The sequence below is a fragment of the Boudabousia marimammalium genome, assembly GCF_001936115.1.
GTDB classification, from domain to species: Bacteria; Actinomycetota; Actinomycetes; order Actinomycetales; family Actinomycetaceae; genus Boudabousia; species Boudabousia marimammalium.
In genome coordinates, this window is record NZ_MPDM01000001.1 from 293,243 (window position 1) to 307,795 (window position 14,553).

Annotated in this window: 13 protein-coding genes; 3 read left to right on the forward strand and 10 right to left on the reverse strand. The window is 55.7% G+C overall.

The genetic code is table 11. The annotated features are described in order from the left end of the window. Positions 1-12: 12 nt before the first annotated feature. From BM477_RS01310 to BM477_RS01335, 6 genes are all read right to left on the reverse strand, one after another. On the reverse strand, positions 13-1,215 hold the full coding sequence (locus tag BM477_RS01310; protein WP_084543618.1) for an ABC transporter permease: 1,203 nt from the start codon (positions 1,213-1,215) through the stop codon (positions 13-15). Continuing rightward, positions 1,196-1,813, reverse strand: a complete 618-nt coding sequence (locus BM477_RS01315; protein ID WP_245792789.1) for an ABC transporter ATP-binding protein — start codon at positions 1,811-1,813, stop codon at positions 1,196-1,198. The genes BM477_RS01310 and BM477_RS01315 overlap by 20 nt, the downstream gene beginning before the upstream one ends. 81 nt (positions 1,814-1,894) lie before the next feature. Next, positions 1,895-2,803, reverse strand: a complete 909-nt coding sequence (locus BM477_RS01320) for a permuted SH3 domain-containing protein (RefSeq protein ID WP_075360855.1) — start codon at positions 2,801-2,803, stop codon at positions 1,895-1,897. Between the two features lie 402 nt (positions 2,804-3,205). Beyond that, on the reverse strand, positions 3,206-7,765 hold the full coding sequence (hrpA, locus tag BM477_RS01325; protein WP_075360856.1) for an ATP-dependent RNA helicase HrpA: 4,560 nt from the start codon (positions 7,763-7,765) through the stop codon (positions 3,206-3,208). Positions 7,766-7,786: 21 nt separating this feature from the next. Continuing rightward, positions 7,787-8,422: a MarC family protein gene (locus BM477_RS01330; protein ID WP_169823236.1), complete on the reverse strand. Its 636-nt coding sequence runs from the start codon at positions 8,420-8,422 to the stop codon at positions 7,787-7,789. A gap of 54 nt (positions 8,423-8,476) precedes the next feature. Beyond that, positions 8,477-9,268: an alpha/beta hydrolase gene (locus BM477_RS01335; protein WP_075360858.1), complete on the reverse strand. Its 792-nt coding sequence runs from the start codon at positions 9,266-9,268 to the stop codon at positions 8,477-8,479. Positions 9,269-9,468: 200 nt separating this feature from the next. Here BM477_RS01335 and nrdF point away from each other — a divergent pair, with 200 nt between their 5' ends. Next, positions 9,469-10,434, forward strand: coding sequence for a class 1b ribonucleoside-diphosphate reductase subunit beta (gene nrdF / locus BM477_RS01340; protein ID WP_075360859.1), 966 nt, complete (start codon positions 9,469-9,471; stop codon positions 10,432-10,434). Here nrdF and BM477_RS08250 read toward each other — a convergent pair. Next, positions 10,431-10,622, reverse strand: a complete 192-nt coding sequence (locus BM477_RS08250) for a hypothetical protein (protein WP_143230163.1) — start codon at positions 10,620-10,622, stop codon at positions 10,431-10,433. The genes nrdF and BM477_RS08250 overlap by 4 nt on opposite strands. A 51-nt stretch (positions 10,623-10,673) precedes the next feature. Between BM477_RS08250 and BM477_RS01345 the strand changes: the two genes are divergently transcribed. Beyond that, on the forward strand, positions 10,674-11,264 hold the full coding sequence (locus tag BM477_RS01345) for a low molecular weight protein-tyrosine-phosphatase (protein ID WP_075360860.1): 591 nt from the start codon (positions 10,674-10,676) through the stop codon (positions 11,262-11,264). Positions 11,265-11,725: 461 nt separating this feature from the next. Here the strand turns inward: BM477_RS01345 and BM477_RS01350 are convergent, their stop codons facing one another. The 3 genes from BM477_RS01350 to BM477_RS01360 form a co-directional block, all read right to left on the reverse strand. Next, positions 11,726-12,187, reverse strand: a complete 462-nt coding sequence (locus BM477_RS01350; RefSeq protein ID WP_075360861.1) for a YbjN domain-containing protein — start codon at positions 12,185-12,187, stop codon at positions 11,726-11,728. After that, entirely contained in the window at positions 12,187-12,663 is a 477-nt protein-coding gene (locus BM477_RS01355) for a YbjN domain-containing protein (protein WP_084543619.1), read from the reverse strand. The genes BM477_RS01350 and BM477_RS01355 overlap by 1 nt, the downstream gene beginning before the upstream one ends. Before the next feature lie 124 nt (positions 12,664-12,787). After that, positions 12,788-13,336 carry a phosphoribosyltransferase gene (locus BM477_RS01360; RefSeq protein ID WP_075360863.1) on the reverse strand — a complete coding sequence of 183 codons (549 nt, stop codon included), beginning with the start codon at positions 13,334-13,336 and terminating at the stop codon, positions 12,788-12,790. 61 nt (positions 13,337-13,397) lie between these two features. On the opposite strand from BM477_RS01360, the gene BM477_RS01365 reads away from it, so the two are divergent. Then, positions 13,398-14,501, forward strand: a complete 1,104-nt coding sequence (locus BM477_RS01365; RefSeq protein WP_143230164.1) for a hemagglutinin — start codon at positions 13,398-13,400, stop codon at positions 14,499-14,501. Positions 14,502-14,553: the final 52 nt, after the last annotated feature.

Below are 14,553 nucleotides of genomic sequence, written 5' to 3' on the forward strand. Positions count from 1 at the left end.
ATTGAGCTGGCATCATCTTAAAGCCAGGGCAGGCTCAAGCCTGGAAGCTTTAATGGCAGGGAGAATACTGCCTAAAATGGCTGTGATAGCGGCAGCAGATACCGCGTATGTGGTAGCAGAGTATGGGTAATGGGGCGGATCTACCGGCGATCCAACTGGTAAAAACAAGGGGACGCTGGCCACGATTGCAACTGAAATTATGATGGCAACAATAGAAACAAAAACAGCTAGAAGAATTGAAGATCCAAGTACCAGCCATGCAACTGAAGCTCTGCTTGCCCCGAGGGCACGCCGAATCAGCAACTCATGAGATCGTTGCTCCAGCGTCGATAAACCAATATTGATTAGACCCAAAACTGATACCAAAAGTAGCAAGATTGCGGTGGTTAAGAATGCGAGCTGTAGCGCGGATAATGCCCCTTCATATACTTCACTTGAATCTGCTCGACCAATATCTGTAACGGTGCCTCCTGTAGTGTCGGACAGCGAATCCGAAACGAAAGAGATTTTCTCTTGATCGCTGGTGAGGATTCCATTTTCATGCCAAAGCACACTGCCGCTCTGAGCGGATAGGAGGTGAGGGGCGAGGGCGCTGAGCCCAGCCACATTCAGATATAGGCTAGGTTCGCTGCGACCATCGTTCACAACACCTATTACCGGAATGGGGGTTAAATCTAAAGAGTTCCTAGTGCCTACATGAATATAGTGTCCCAGTGGGAAAGCTTCGGCTGCCTGTTGATTAACAACAGCTTCAAGTCGAGGATAATCAGTCTCCTCTTGCAACCACTGTCCCGAGAGTAAAGGAAGCCGAAACACGCGGTTATAGTTGGCGGTAGTGTAAACAACCTCGACACTTCTTAAGGAGCCGAGTAGTTGTCTTTTTTCCTCTGGGGTGAGTATAGGAGAGCTCGAAGTGCTGAAAGTCAAATCCGGGTCGTTAGGAACTAGCAAAGCTATATCTGCTTGATGAACTGTTAAACGCTTCAACAGTTTTTCGAACATCTGCGGGCTTGTGAAAGCAGCGGACTGGATACTGATTCTATAGGTAGGGGCCCTTCCTCCAAGCTGCTCGGTTGTTCCCACCATATAGGATTTCCCGATGGTGCCAACCAGAACAGATAAGATAATGGCGATGATGCCAATAGACATGGATAGTCCAGTCAAGAAGGTCCGCATGGGGGAGAGCTTCAAATCTTTAAGTAACATTTGTAGCATTGACAATCCTCCCTCGGCTCATCACAAACTTCTCGTCGCAAGTATCAGCAAGATCAGGGTCGTGCGTAACCAATAGCAGGGTGCTGCCATACTCGTTTACCAGTTGTTGCAAGATTGCCACAATCTGTTCACTGGTAACAGTGTCCAGTGCGCCAGTAGGTTCATCACAGATAATTAGTTGCGGCCTGGTTACTAGTGCGCGAGCGATAGCGACCCGTTGTTGTTCTCCTCCGGAAAGACGACCGGGGGATTCGTTCATTCTGTCTTCTAAACCGACCTGCGAAAGCGCATATTGGACTTGGCGTTTCCGAGCTTTACTGGAAGGTCGAGATGACATGTACATGAGGGCTAATTCCACATTTTCAAACACATTGAGATGTTTAATTAGCGAGTAGTTTTGAAACACGAAACCGATACTCTCGGCCCGCAAAGCAGATTTCCGGGAATCTCTCAAAGAGGCAACCTCAAGACCCTGATAAGTGAATTGTCCAGTGTAGGATGAATTGAGTAGCCCAATAATGGAAGCAAGACTGGTTTTCCCTGACCCGGATTTACCCACTAGTGAATAGGTGCGGCCAGCTTCCAAATTTAAACTCACATTATCTACGGTTCTAAGAGACTGCCCGTTTCCCAGTTTCACCTCTGCGGACACCTCATGTAATGACACTAGAGACATGGACTATTTCCCGCGAGGATCAAGATTTGGTGCCACAGAATTCACTTGATCGCCAGCCTTTAACCCAGAAGTAATCTCAATCAATGAGCCATCACTGATACCTAATCCAACTTCCACAGGCTGTGATTTGGTGTTTTGAACTAGTGTCACTTTCCCTTTGGCTTGGCGACCTGCAACTGCTGTGACAGGTAGGGCTAGCACTTGTGAACGTTTAATTCCATGCAGAACAATTGTGGCTTGTTGTCCTAACTGTACTGGGACGGATTTGTCAATCAGGCACAGTAGCCCGCCAGTGGTAAGACGCACCGAAGCTTCAGGGGTGAAAGCGTTAGTTTCACTATTTTCTGATAGTACTTGGTCAGGTGGGGAAGCTCCAGCTGCAGTTTCGTCGGCTACCAGGCTTTCAGTTCCTGACGCTATAGCGATTGCTTGACAGTCAGAGGGCCCTGGTCCTTTTTCAATTTGGAAAGCACCCTGCAGTTGCTCAACACTACCTAAACCTGATGGTGATTCGTCTTTCAGTTGTAGTGAAAAGCCTGAATATCTAAGAGCTATAACTGGATAGTTTTCAGGAAGATCAGGTTCTGATGCTTGAATGAACACAACTTTAGAATCAGCGGCAGCTACCAACTGTGCGTCACCACTCATTCCGAGGATGTCCCCCTTTTTAACCTGATCGCCAACTTTTACTTTCGGTTTGAAGGAGGCCCGAGCTGGCGTCAAAACTGCATAGGTGCCATCTTTTTGGACCACGGTATTGGTAGAATATGTTGCCACAATATCCCGTAGTTCAGCTGTTACGGTGCTCTCTTGTTGAGTGGCAGCTGGATTGCTGTGTTGTGGCTCCTTTGCTGAAGTGTCGGTGCTGCAGCCTGTTACTGCCAGCACCGACACCATCAGGACAGTCGCCAATGAGCTGTACCTAGTCTTTTTCACTTGTACTCTCGTTTGGTCAGTAGGTCAGATTTCCACCCCAAGTGGTGTAGCACCAGAACCAGCATGGTTTCATGTTTCCTTGGAACGCAATGCGAATAGTTTTCATTGTGTTACACCTCAAGGTATATGAGTTGATTATAGAGTGAGTTTCTACACTTACATTGTAGTTGAGCTCTCCCCAATCAAGGGTATTTTCACCCGTAGTTTCGCTGGCTTTGCCGCCTAGTTACGTGCGGGCGCGCTTTTAGTCAGGGTGTAGTTCCTTGATTCGGCGAGTGTGCACTTTAGTGTTAATTGTGCACCTTGCACGGTGCACAATTGTTGTTTAGGTGCACACTCGGTGAAAGGCTGAAGGGGTGCCGAGGGGGTGCTGCGGCTTTAGCCGCGCAGCAAGGCCCTAATGCGTTTTTCACTGACCCGCTCCGCCGTGCCGAGCTGCTGGGCGAATAGGGAGACGCGGTATTCTTCCAGCAGCCACAGCGCGTGAGCCGCCTGCGCAGCGGCAGTGGTTTTCGCCTCGCCCTCGGCCATTTCGGAAACCTGCGAGGCGAAAACCTGAACCTCATCAACCATGGACTGCAGCTGCCAAGCCAGCCGGTCATCACGGTGCAAATCGCGCGGCGCCGACTGTAAACGCAACAAATCAGCCTGCAGATAGCGGGCCAGATGCGGCAGCTGCGACCAGCCAGTACGCGAAATGAAACGCCCCTCCACCAGGCCGAGCGCGTGCGCCTTCACCTCAGAGGCGACCGCCGCCAGATTAATGGAACGAATCTGCCGCAGCTGCCGATCCACCTGCGAATACTGCTCCAAAGCGTCAGCAGCCGCCGCGGCGACCGCATAAACCCGATCCTCGAAACGCTCACGAACCATCTCCACTGCCCGGTCAAAAGCCTGCCGGTCACGGATTGCGGCCGCGCCACCCGGACGGCCAGCCGCCACCGAAGCGACCTCGGCCACCAAAGACCGTGCCGCCTCCCACTGGCAATCCGCAATCAGCGACTCCGTGGAACCATACTGAGAAACCGCCAAAGCCAAGGCCTGCCGCGCATTCCAGCGGGAAGAGATCCGCCCTTCCGCCAGCCGGACCGCCTGCAACACGAGGGCTGTCACCGCCGCCGCATGATCTTGATCGCGGAGCGTCGCGCTAGACGCAATCTGCACCTGCACCAGCGGGTAATCTGTCTGCGGATCAGTGGCCAGACCCGGATAGCCGGTCACTCTAATGCCCTGCGGCCCCGAGGTTTCCACCGTCGCCGGCAAGGCGTCATCCGCGGTCGCCAGTTGCGGCCAGGCGGTCAGATTCTCCAACTGCTGGCCCGCCCAATCCGACTGGCCACGGTTTGTAGCGGCGCCAGCGGTCGCGGCAGATTTCGCCAAGCGACTCTGCTTTCGGCTGCGCCGCTCCTGCTTTGTGGCCTCCGTCTTCGCGGCCAGCAGCGCCTCAGCGACCGCCCCCTTCACCGCGGTTTTCACGGCCGCCTGCCCGGCCTTCGCAAACTTCTTCTGCAAGAGCGCCAAATCATCACCCACGCCCAGCACGCGCCCGTCCGAGGCCATCACCTGATACCGCACCTTCACGTGCTCCGGCAGCCGCTGCGCACTGACTTTCCAGTCATCCGCTGTAATCTCCACGCCCGCCTCGCGCGCCGCCACATGCGTAAAAGCCTCACGGAAAGACACCGCCGGAATGCCCGCAGGCCGGTTTTCATCCGGTCGCACGCTCGGTTTCGTTCCAGTGGACTGCTGGGCAGGTGCTTGCTGAGTAGGGGGTTTAACCCGACTTTGCTTAGTGGGGGACGAGGGAGAGGTGTCGCCCGCCCCGCCAGCCGACGGTTTCCCCGGCGCCGCCACCCCAGCTCGCGTAGCCCACTGCGCCAAACGATCCAGGCTCTGCGCCAGCGCACTCTCCGCACTATCCTCCGCCGCGGACTCGGCTTGAACCGCAGACTCGGCGGGCGGCACACCCTCGTCCTCGGCCTCTAAACCATGCTCACGCAAGCCCTCCAACACGGGCACGAAACGCTTCGCCCACTGCGGGGCGGGAACCATCTGCCGGCGGATCGGCTTCGGCAGGGAACGGATCGTTTCCGCCACCAAATCCGGTAGCATCCCCGGCACCAGCCAATCAAACCCTTCCGAGCGTAGGCGCGCCAGCACCTCCACCGGGACCTTCACCGTCAAACCATCAGAAGGACGGCCCGGCCGGAACTGATATACAACCGGCAGCCGCAAATCACCCTGCACCCAAGTGTCCGGGAAACCGGCAGTATCCTGCCCGCCCGGCAGCAGCAACTCCCGCGTAAAATCCAGCAAAGTCGGTGTCTCCCGGCGGGCGTCCTTCCACCAGCGGTCAAAATGCGCGGCCGAAGTAATCCCCGCCGGCACGCGAGACTCATAGAAAGCGGCAATCACCGACTCATCCGCCACCAGGCCCGGCGTGCGGGTCCGCGCCTCAATCTCAGCAGCTTCAGCCAGCAAATCCTGATTATGCCGCCAGAACTTGTGGTGCGTGCGCCAATCACCCTCCACTAGGGCGTTCTGGATGAACATCTCCCGCGCCAGCTCCGCCGCCGTCACATCACCCAGCTTCACCTGATCTTTCAGCCGGCCCAAAGGCACTGAACGGTCCGCAATCAGCGTCATACCGTACAGCAGAACCTTCTCTTTAATCATGGCGGCCCCATGCCGGCGCGACCAGTACGGTTCAGAATAAACCCGCCGAATCAGATGCTTCGCCGCTGGCTCAATCCACTCCACCTTCACTGCCGCGACCGTGCGGGCAAACAGCCGGGAAGTCTCCACCAGCTCCGCCGCCATCACCCAATCCTGTCGGGTTTTCGCCAAACCAGAGCCCGGCCAGATCGTGAAATGCACGCCGCGCGCGCCCTCGTAATCCTTTGACTTCTCCGTCCAAGTGCCCAAATTTCCCAGCAAACCCACCAGCAGTGCCTGATGGATCGCGTCCGCATCAACCGTCGTCGCTGACTCCGTGAGCGCCACGCAGGCCCGCGCCGTCGCATTCGGAATCCCACCCTCCGCGGCCTCCTCCGCTACCTGCCGGGCGCTAGGTAGCTCCAGAGTGCCGAGGGTGATTCCCAAAGGCTTAGCCAACTGGCGCAACTGCGCGTAAACATCCTGCCACTCCCGGATCCGCAGGTAATGCAAAAACTCCGCCCGCACTGTGCGCCTAAACGCTGAACCGGACAAATCCCGCGAAAGCGTCCGCACATACCGCCACAGGTTCAAATAGGTGATGAAATCAGATTTCGGGTTCGTGAACCGATTATGCAGCTCATCCGCCGCCTGCTGATGGTCGAGGGGGCGCTCTCGAATATCTTGAATCGACAGGGCCGCCACAATCACGCCCACCTCAGTGACGCAACCCAGACGCTGCCCCTCCAGCAGGATGCGTCCCAGCCGTGGATCAATCGGTAGTGCCGCCAAAGTGCGGCCAATCTTCGTCAAAGCATGGGAGGCTGTGCCGCCTCTTTCGCTTTGTTTCGCGCCGGCCTTCAGTGCCCCAATCTCCACCAGCTGCTGCACGCCAGAGCGAATCGCCCGCGCATCCGGCGCCTCCACGAACGGGAAATCCTCCACCGCACCCAAACCCAGTGCCGCCATTTGCAAGATCACGCTGGCGAGGGAGGTCCGCACAATCTCCGGCTCCGTAAACTCCGGGCGGGACTCAAAATCAGCTTCAGAATATAGGCGGATGGCGATACCGTCCGCCACGCGGCCAGAACGGCCCGAACGCTGATTCGCGGAAGCCTGACTGATTGCTTCAATGGGAAGGCGCTGCACCTTAGTTTTCTGTGAATACCGTGAAATCCTAGCCAAACCCGGATCAATCACATAGCGAATCCCCGGCACCGTCAAAGAGGTTTCCGCCACGTTCGTAGCCAACACGATGCGGCGCATCTCATGCGGCTGGAAAACCCGCTGCTGCTCCGCACTGGAAAGCCGGGCGAACAACGGCAACACTTCCACACTGTCGGCGGGCCGGTTCTTCCGGGGCAGCTCATGCGCATTCACATAGCGGCGGCCCAAATGGTCACTAAGCGCCTGATTGGTGTCACGAATGTCCCGCTCACCGGGCAGGAACACCAAAATATCGCCCGGGCCTGCCTCCATCAGCTCATCGACCGCATCCAAAATGCCCTGCACCTGGTCGGCTTCCGCCTCCACTGAGACTTTCCCGTGGGAACGCTTCGCCTTACCGGCGGGTGGGGTAGAGGCGCCCTCGGCCCCCTCGTCCTCCCTGTCGGAGAGCTCAGGAACCAGCGGACGGTAGCGGATCTCAACTGGGTAGGTGCGGCCGGAGACCTCAATGATGGGGGCGGGCGTGCCGTCAGGGCGGGCGAAATGTTGCGCGAACCGCGCCGAATCAATGGTTGCGGAGGTGACAATGACTTTGAGTTCGGGGCGCATCGGCAGGAGCCGCGCCAAGTAGCCGAGGAGGAAATCAATGTTCAAAGAACGCTCGTGCGCCTCATCAATAATGATGGTGTCGTAGCGTTGCAGCAGGGGATCGCCCTGAATTTCAGCCAGCAAAATGCCGTCAGTCATCAGCTTGATGAGGGTTCTTTCACTGACCTCATCGGTGAAACGGACCTGGTAGCCGACCAGGTCGGAAACCTTCGTGCCCAGTTCGTAAGCGATCCGGTCCGCGACCGCCCGAGCCGCAATCCGGCGCGGCTGAGTGTGCCCAATCATGCCGGTGATGCCGCGCCCCAACTCCAAGCAAATTTTCGGCAGCTGAGTGGTTTTACCCGAACCGGTTTCACCGGACACAATCACAACCTGATGGTCACGAATCGCTGCCGCAATATCGTCGCGGCGGGCTGAAACGGGGAGCTCCTCCGGATAGTTGATGGCCGGTAAAGAAGCTTCCCGGGCGGCGATTTGCGCGGCAGTGAAACCTCGACCGGCAGACATAGCCCGAACTCCTAAGAGGTGTCAGCCTGCTAAGCCCGGCAGCAAAACCACCAGACCGGAAGCCATCATTTGTACGGAAATAGCGGCCAAAGTCATGCCCATCAGGCGGGTCATAATAGTGCGCAAAGTAAAAGACATCCGCTTGCCAATCACATTGCTCAAATACAAGACCACCGCTAAAGTCACCAGCACCAGCGCCAAAGCGCTCAAGGATCCCACATAGTCGGCCACAGATTTAGACTGCGCGCCAAACAAAATCAGGGCAGTAATCGTGCCCGGGCCCACCACAATCGGGAAAGTGAACGGGTAGAAAGCAATATCATCAACCTGCTCCTGCCGATTCTTCTCCGCCCGCGATCCCTCATGGCTGGAACTACCTTTACCGCCCAACATTCCCAGGGAAATAGTCAGCAACACAAGGCCGCCAGCAGTACGGAAATCAGCCATCGAAATACTGAAGAAAGACAGAATCGCCTGACCACTAAAGAACACAATCAGGCTCATAATTGAGGAAAACAAAATCACCCTAATGGCGGAATGTTTCCGCTCCTCAGGGCTCTGATGCCCAGTCAACGAAAGGAATACAGGCAGGTTCACGAACGGGTTCATAATGGCGAACAAGGTGCCCAAGGCTTTAATAAACAAGACTGTATTCACACACAGTATTCTGTCTTACTCTCAGGCTAAGAGCAATGTTAAGTGACTAGCGGCTCATGAGCGCTTGACGCGCTGCTTGGGAAGGGCCGGACTGACATGCCTCGTCGCCCATGCCAAAGACCTTTCCAGCAGAGACTGACATTCGTCAAGATTAGCGAAATGGCAGGCATGCTCCACATGAATAGTGGAACCATTAGGTAGCAGCGGGAAAGCCTCCTGCGCCTGACCGATACTATCCAAGCCCATATCGTCAGCGTCAAAAATGATGCTCACTGGTGCCTCCAAATCAGACAGCAGTTCACTGGTGTCATTCAAGGACAGGTCCTTAAGCGTGTCCCGAGTGATCACGAACCATTCACGTGGCCCTTCCGAATCGTCAGGAATCCGGGTAACGCGACGGCTTTCCAAATCATCCAACTGTTCGGGTGAGAAAATCTCATTCCAATCAAAGAAAATGGGGCCCACCACCGGGGAGGATAAAATCATGGTCCCCACCGGGGGCTTAGCTTTCAAAGCAATAACCGCGCCGAAAGAGTGGGCGTGAATAATCTGGTGCGCGTAGCCGCGGTCAGCTAACCATGAGCAGACGGAGCGTAAATCCTCCACCTGGTGTGCGGCGGTAATGGCGTCATCCTCGGACAAGCCGCAACCGGAAAAATCGAATAAAAGAGTGGCATACCCGGCACCCCGGTAGGCGGCAGCTAGCTTATCGAAATGCCCGCCACTATGCCGGTCACTCAAAAAAGAGTGCACAAAAACCACGACTGAGCCGCGCGCATCAACCGGTTCGGTCAACGTGGCGGATAGTCGGATTCCGCGGGGGGTCATGATATCGACTTCTGTCACGTCTCTACTTTACGGGCAAACAGGCGGAAACTCCAGACTGTGAATCACTTAAAGTTAGTTTTCGCTCATTGCTGAGGATTCCGTGCAGCAACACATCCTCGTCCCCCACTTTGTGACACAATAGTTAGGACCTTGGTACGCCCTTGCTGGGACGGTGCCAAGACTACCCCCAGAACCTATTTGCAGCGGAAAGGCCAAGAATGTACTTTGAGCATGAACCGATCCAGGCCATTAACTGGAACAAAATTATTGATGAAAAAGACGTCGAAGTTTGGGATCGTCTAACCGGTAACTTCTGGCTGCCTGAAAAAATTCCGTTGTCGAACGATATTCCTTCTTGGAAGACCCTCAATGAGGAAGAGAAACTGATGACCACCCGCGTGTTCACCGGTTTGACCCTGCTGGACACCCTGCAGGGCACGGTTGGCGCAATCAGTCTGATTCCTGATTCGCGTACCCCGCATGAGGAAGCCGTCTACACCAATATTGCGTTCATGGAGTCGGTGCACGCGAAGTCCTACTCCTCGATTTTCTCCACCCTGCTTTCCACTGAGGAAATCAATGAGGCCTTCCGCTGGTCTGAAGAGAATGAGGCACTGCAACGCAAGGCTGCTATCGTGCAGGGCTACTATGACGGCACTGATCCGTTGAAGCGTAAAGCAGCCTCCACCATGTTGGAGTCCTTCCTGTTCTACTCGGGCTTCTACGCTCCTATGTACTGGTCTTCGCATGCGAAGCTGACGAATACCGCTGATTTGATTCGTCTGATTATTCGTGACGAGGCCGTCCACGGCTACTACATTGGCTACAAGTATCAGCTGGCCTTGGCGGAGGAAACTCCGGAGCGTCAGGCTGAAATGAAAGAGTACGTTTTCAGCCTCATGTATGAGCTGTATGAGAATGAGGAGCAGTACACTGAGGATCTATACGATCCGCTAGGTTTGACTGAGGACGTCAAGAAGTTCCTGCGCTACAACGCTAATAAGGCCCTCATGAATCTGGGTTACGAGGCTTTGTTCCCGCCGGACGCTACCGACGTGTCTCCCGCCATTTTGGCTTCCCTGTCTCCGAACGCTGATGAGAATCACGACTTCTTCTCCGGTTCCGGCTCATCCTATGTGATGGGTGACGTGGAGGAGACTGAGGACGACGACTGGGATTTCTAGTCTGCTGACTTTGGTTTAGCTGGCTTGGCTTGGGTGGTTTGGGTTGCTTGAGTCAGGTTTGCTTTAGCTTGGGGCCGAGGGTGAGTGTGTGGCTTACCCTCGGCCCGCTTTATTTTTGCTGAGTTATCTGGGGTGGCGGCCGCCATGGTTGGTGTTGCGGTGGCTTGCGCGTGGGTTTGGTTGTCCACTTGCTATTGTAGTGTTTTGATACCGCATCCCCCTGAGTGTGAAGGTGCAATATGACTTTTCGGATTTTAACAGTGTGTACTGGCAATATTTGCCGTTCTGCGATGGCCAAAATGGTTTTCGAGCAGCGTTTTGCTGAAGATGGGCTGGATGTCCAAGTGGATTCTGCTGGGGTTTCTGCGGAGGAGCAGGGTAACCCGATCGATTATCGGGCTGCGCAGGTGTTGCGGGAAAATGGTTATGAAGTTACCGGCCATCGGGCCCGACAGGTTCAGCCGGGCGAGTTAGCAGATTATGATTTGGTGCTGGCGGCTACCGGTAATCATTTGGGGCGCTTGCGCGGGATGGCAGCAGCTGACGCTACTGCCGCCACTAATACTGGCGCTGCCTCCGCTGCCTCCGCTGCCTCCGCTTCTTCCGCCGATTTCGCTTCTGCGTCTACCACCGCTTCCTCCACTACTTCCGGCGCTGGTCCCGCGCAGAATCTCCACCTGATGCGAGATTTTGATACTGCCGGGGTGGGCGCGGACATGCCTGATCCTTGGTATGGCGATATGGATGACTTCGTGGAGACCTTAGCGACGATTGAGCGTATCTACCCGCAGATCGCTGCGGAAGTTCGCGCCGCTGGCGCCACTTCCTAGCGCAGCTGCGTGAATTTAGCGGAGTTGAGCAGAGTCTCCTGCCGCAAGAGGCAGGAATTGTGTGGAAGAATTCCACACAGTTTTGTTTGTGTGTGCGAAAAAGCCAAAAATTGGCCAAATTTGGGCTAAAAACGTGTTTTTTCCACACAATTTCGTTTGTGTGTGGGATTTTGCCACACAAAATAGGTAGAAACTGGTACTTCCCCACGCAGTTCCGGCGAGTGTGCACTTTAGTGTTAATTGTGCACCGTAGAAGGTGCACAATTGTTGGTAAGGGTCACAGTCGGTGAGGTGAGCCGCGCCGGCGGCGGGATGGGCCGCTGTTGGGATGGTTGTGGCCGCTGGGTTTAGGTAGGCCGGCGGCGGGCGGAACAGCTGGGCCGACCAACCCCACCGACGCAACAAACCGCCGGGTTGGTGGAAATCACTCCACACGGGCCCGGCGGTTTGCCCAAAAAGTGTTAGCTTAAATCCGCAGTGACTGCTTCAGACAGCTCAGAAATCTCACGCTCCAGCATCTCAAACACGCCAAGATAGCTGGCCAGCTGGGCGTCGGTGATTCCGGCGGACTGTCCCTCGGCCCCAGGCTGCCCAATGAACAGGCAAACGTCAGCGATTACCTGGTAGCCGTCATTATCTTGAATCGTGTAGAAAGTTGGGAAGTAGGTGGTGCGGTGACGCTGCGAAATATGCGAGTTCGCGATGGCCGCGTTCTGCTCCGAAAGGCTGGCATGCCACATGCCGCGGAACAGTACGAAAGCGCCGCCGGCCTCCAACTGGATCTGCATGGGGACGTCACCGAAGCCGGTCTGGATCTGGCCGTCAGTGACCTGATAGTTGAAACCCTGGCTGTCAAAAAGTTCTGTAATGCGCTCAATCGTTAAAGGACGGAGCTGAGTGTTGTCAGGAGTTGGATTGCTCATCAGTTCTGCTCCTTAGACTGTGCTGCCGGGCCGGACTTCTTTGCTTCATCAGCCCAGGTCACCAAATGCGGTAGGAGCTTTTCAATCTCGCTGACCACATGCAGTGAAGCGGTTAAACTAACCTGCAGGAACTGGACCAGCTGAACATCATTCAAACCGGCGGGCACCACAGTGTTCGACTCGGTGTGGAGTTTAACTTCTTCCTCATTGTCGGCCAAGTAAACTTTCGGTAGCAATGCGTTCGCGTTATGGGATTGCACAAAAGCAACCGCTTTGGCGCGGTCCGTCGGATCAGCCAAGTCGCCGCGCCAAACTCCCTGCACGGAAAAAGTTGAGCCAGCCAGCTGGCAGATAAAAATAATGTTCAAAAATGGGACCATTATGGCTTTGCCTGAAGGGTCAGCTTGGGTGCGTAGACCCTGCTCTTCCAGCAAACTACTAATGCGTTCCATTGTGACCTCTGTAGGTGCACTCATGAAGTTCCTTCCGGAGTCGAAAACTATGCCGGGCGGCCATCGCCCGCGTAGATATGTTCCTACCGGCTAGTCTACAAGCAGACCCTAAGGATAAAGCCGAATTTTGCCAATACCGAAACTGGACTCAGTTGCTGGTGTTTTCTGTAGTCACCGGCGGCAGCACTGACCAGGGGAAGTTAATCCACAGGTCGGTGTCTTTCCAAACGTAGTCGGGTTTAATGATGGAGCGCGACTTTTCGTAGATCACCATGGAGCGGGCGTCAACCTGCACGGAGGTTTCCCCGTCGAGGGAGAGGCCGCGTTCACGAATCAGTTGCATAACCATTTTCAAAGTTTTACCTGAGTCCGCTACGTCATCAACCACTAGGACGCGTTTGCCGTCGAGGGCGGAAACATCCATCAGCGGGGGTAGCAGCACCGGCTCCGGCAGGGTTTCTGCCACATCGGTGTAGAACTCAACATTCATGGTGCCCATCGCTTTCACCCCGAGGGCGTAGCTGACGGCGCCGGCCGGTAGCAGGCCACCACGGGCGACAGCCACAATCAGGTCGGGCATCCAGCCGGAATCACGGACCTGACGCGCCAATTCGCGCATTGCGTCGCCGAATCCTTGCCAGGACAGATTCTCACGGGGATCATTTTGTGTACTTGTTGCACCATCATCAAAAACCATAACTACACTTTACTAGGCTTGGTTAAGCTGTGCCACGTTGATTGTGTGTAAAAATACGTCTATGAGCGCGAATCGTCCAAATTGGCAGCCGGGTCAGCAACCACCGGCGGGTCGTCCGCGCCCGGCAGCTAGGCCGCAAAGTTCTGGCCCTACTGGGGGTGGGGACGAGGGAGTTGCCCGGCAGGCAAGACGCCCGCAAGGGCAGGGCCGACGGCAGCCGCAGCCTCGGTTTTCACCGGCGTCGCAAGCACAGCCGCGCCCTCGTCCTCGGCCCCAAAACGGGTCCCGCCCGGCGCACGGCCCGAAAGGAATCCGGAAAGTCCCTGTCATGATGATTGGAACCGTGCTGGTGGCCTTGCTGCTGTGGGGCATGATGAGCCTGATTTCCACAGTGGTGTCCGCATTTTCTGGGGATGAGCAGCAGTCCACGCAGATGTTGCCGGAACCGAAGACGCCGCCGCTCTCGCGGGAGGGTTTTGATCCGGGCCGCATCATTGATGACAAGCTGTTTTTCCGTCCGGGCGCGATGACTGAAGCGCAGATCAAGGAGTTTATTGAAACGGTCGGGAAGGGTTGCCGTCCCGGCCCGGAAGGTGTCCCTTGCCTGGCTGATTTCACGGAGGATTCCGGTAGTTTCCCGGCAGATGAGTTCTGTCCGGTCGGATTCCAGGGCGCGTCCGGTGACACTGCCGCCTCGATCGTTAAGAAAGCTGCAGATGCGTGCGGTCTTAACCCGGCGGTGCTGCTGGTGACTTTGCAGAAGGAGCAGGGCCTGTTGACGGCGTCTTCTGATAATCTGACGCCGCGCCGCTACCAGATTGCGATGGGTTACGCCTGCCCTGACGATCAGCCGTGCGATCCGCAGTTTGAGGGCTTCACTAATCAGGTTTACCATGCGGCCCGACAGCTGGCCCGGTACAGCATTGAGGAAGGCAAGTATCAGTTCTATGCGGGGAAGCGCTCTGAAGTGCCGTACAACGCTAACCCTTCCTGCGGTTCAGGGAAGGTGCGGATTAAGAATCGGGCTACCGCAGCGCTTTACAATTACACGCCGCATCAGCCGAACGCGGTGACTTTGGCGGGCGGTGAGGATGAGTGTACTTCTTGGGGTAATCTCAACTTTTACTCTTACTATTTGGCTTGGTTTGGGGACCCCACCCCGTAGTTTTCCACAGGGAAAGATATCCACAACCTGGGTGCTTGGGGCATGAAATCCG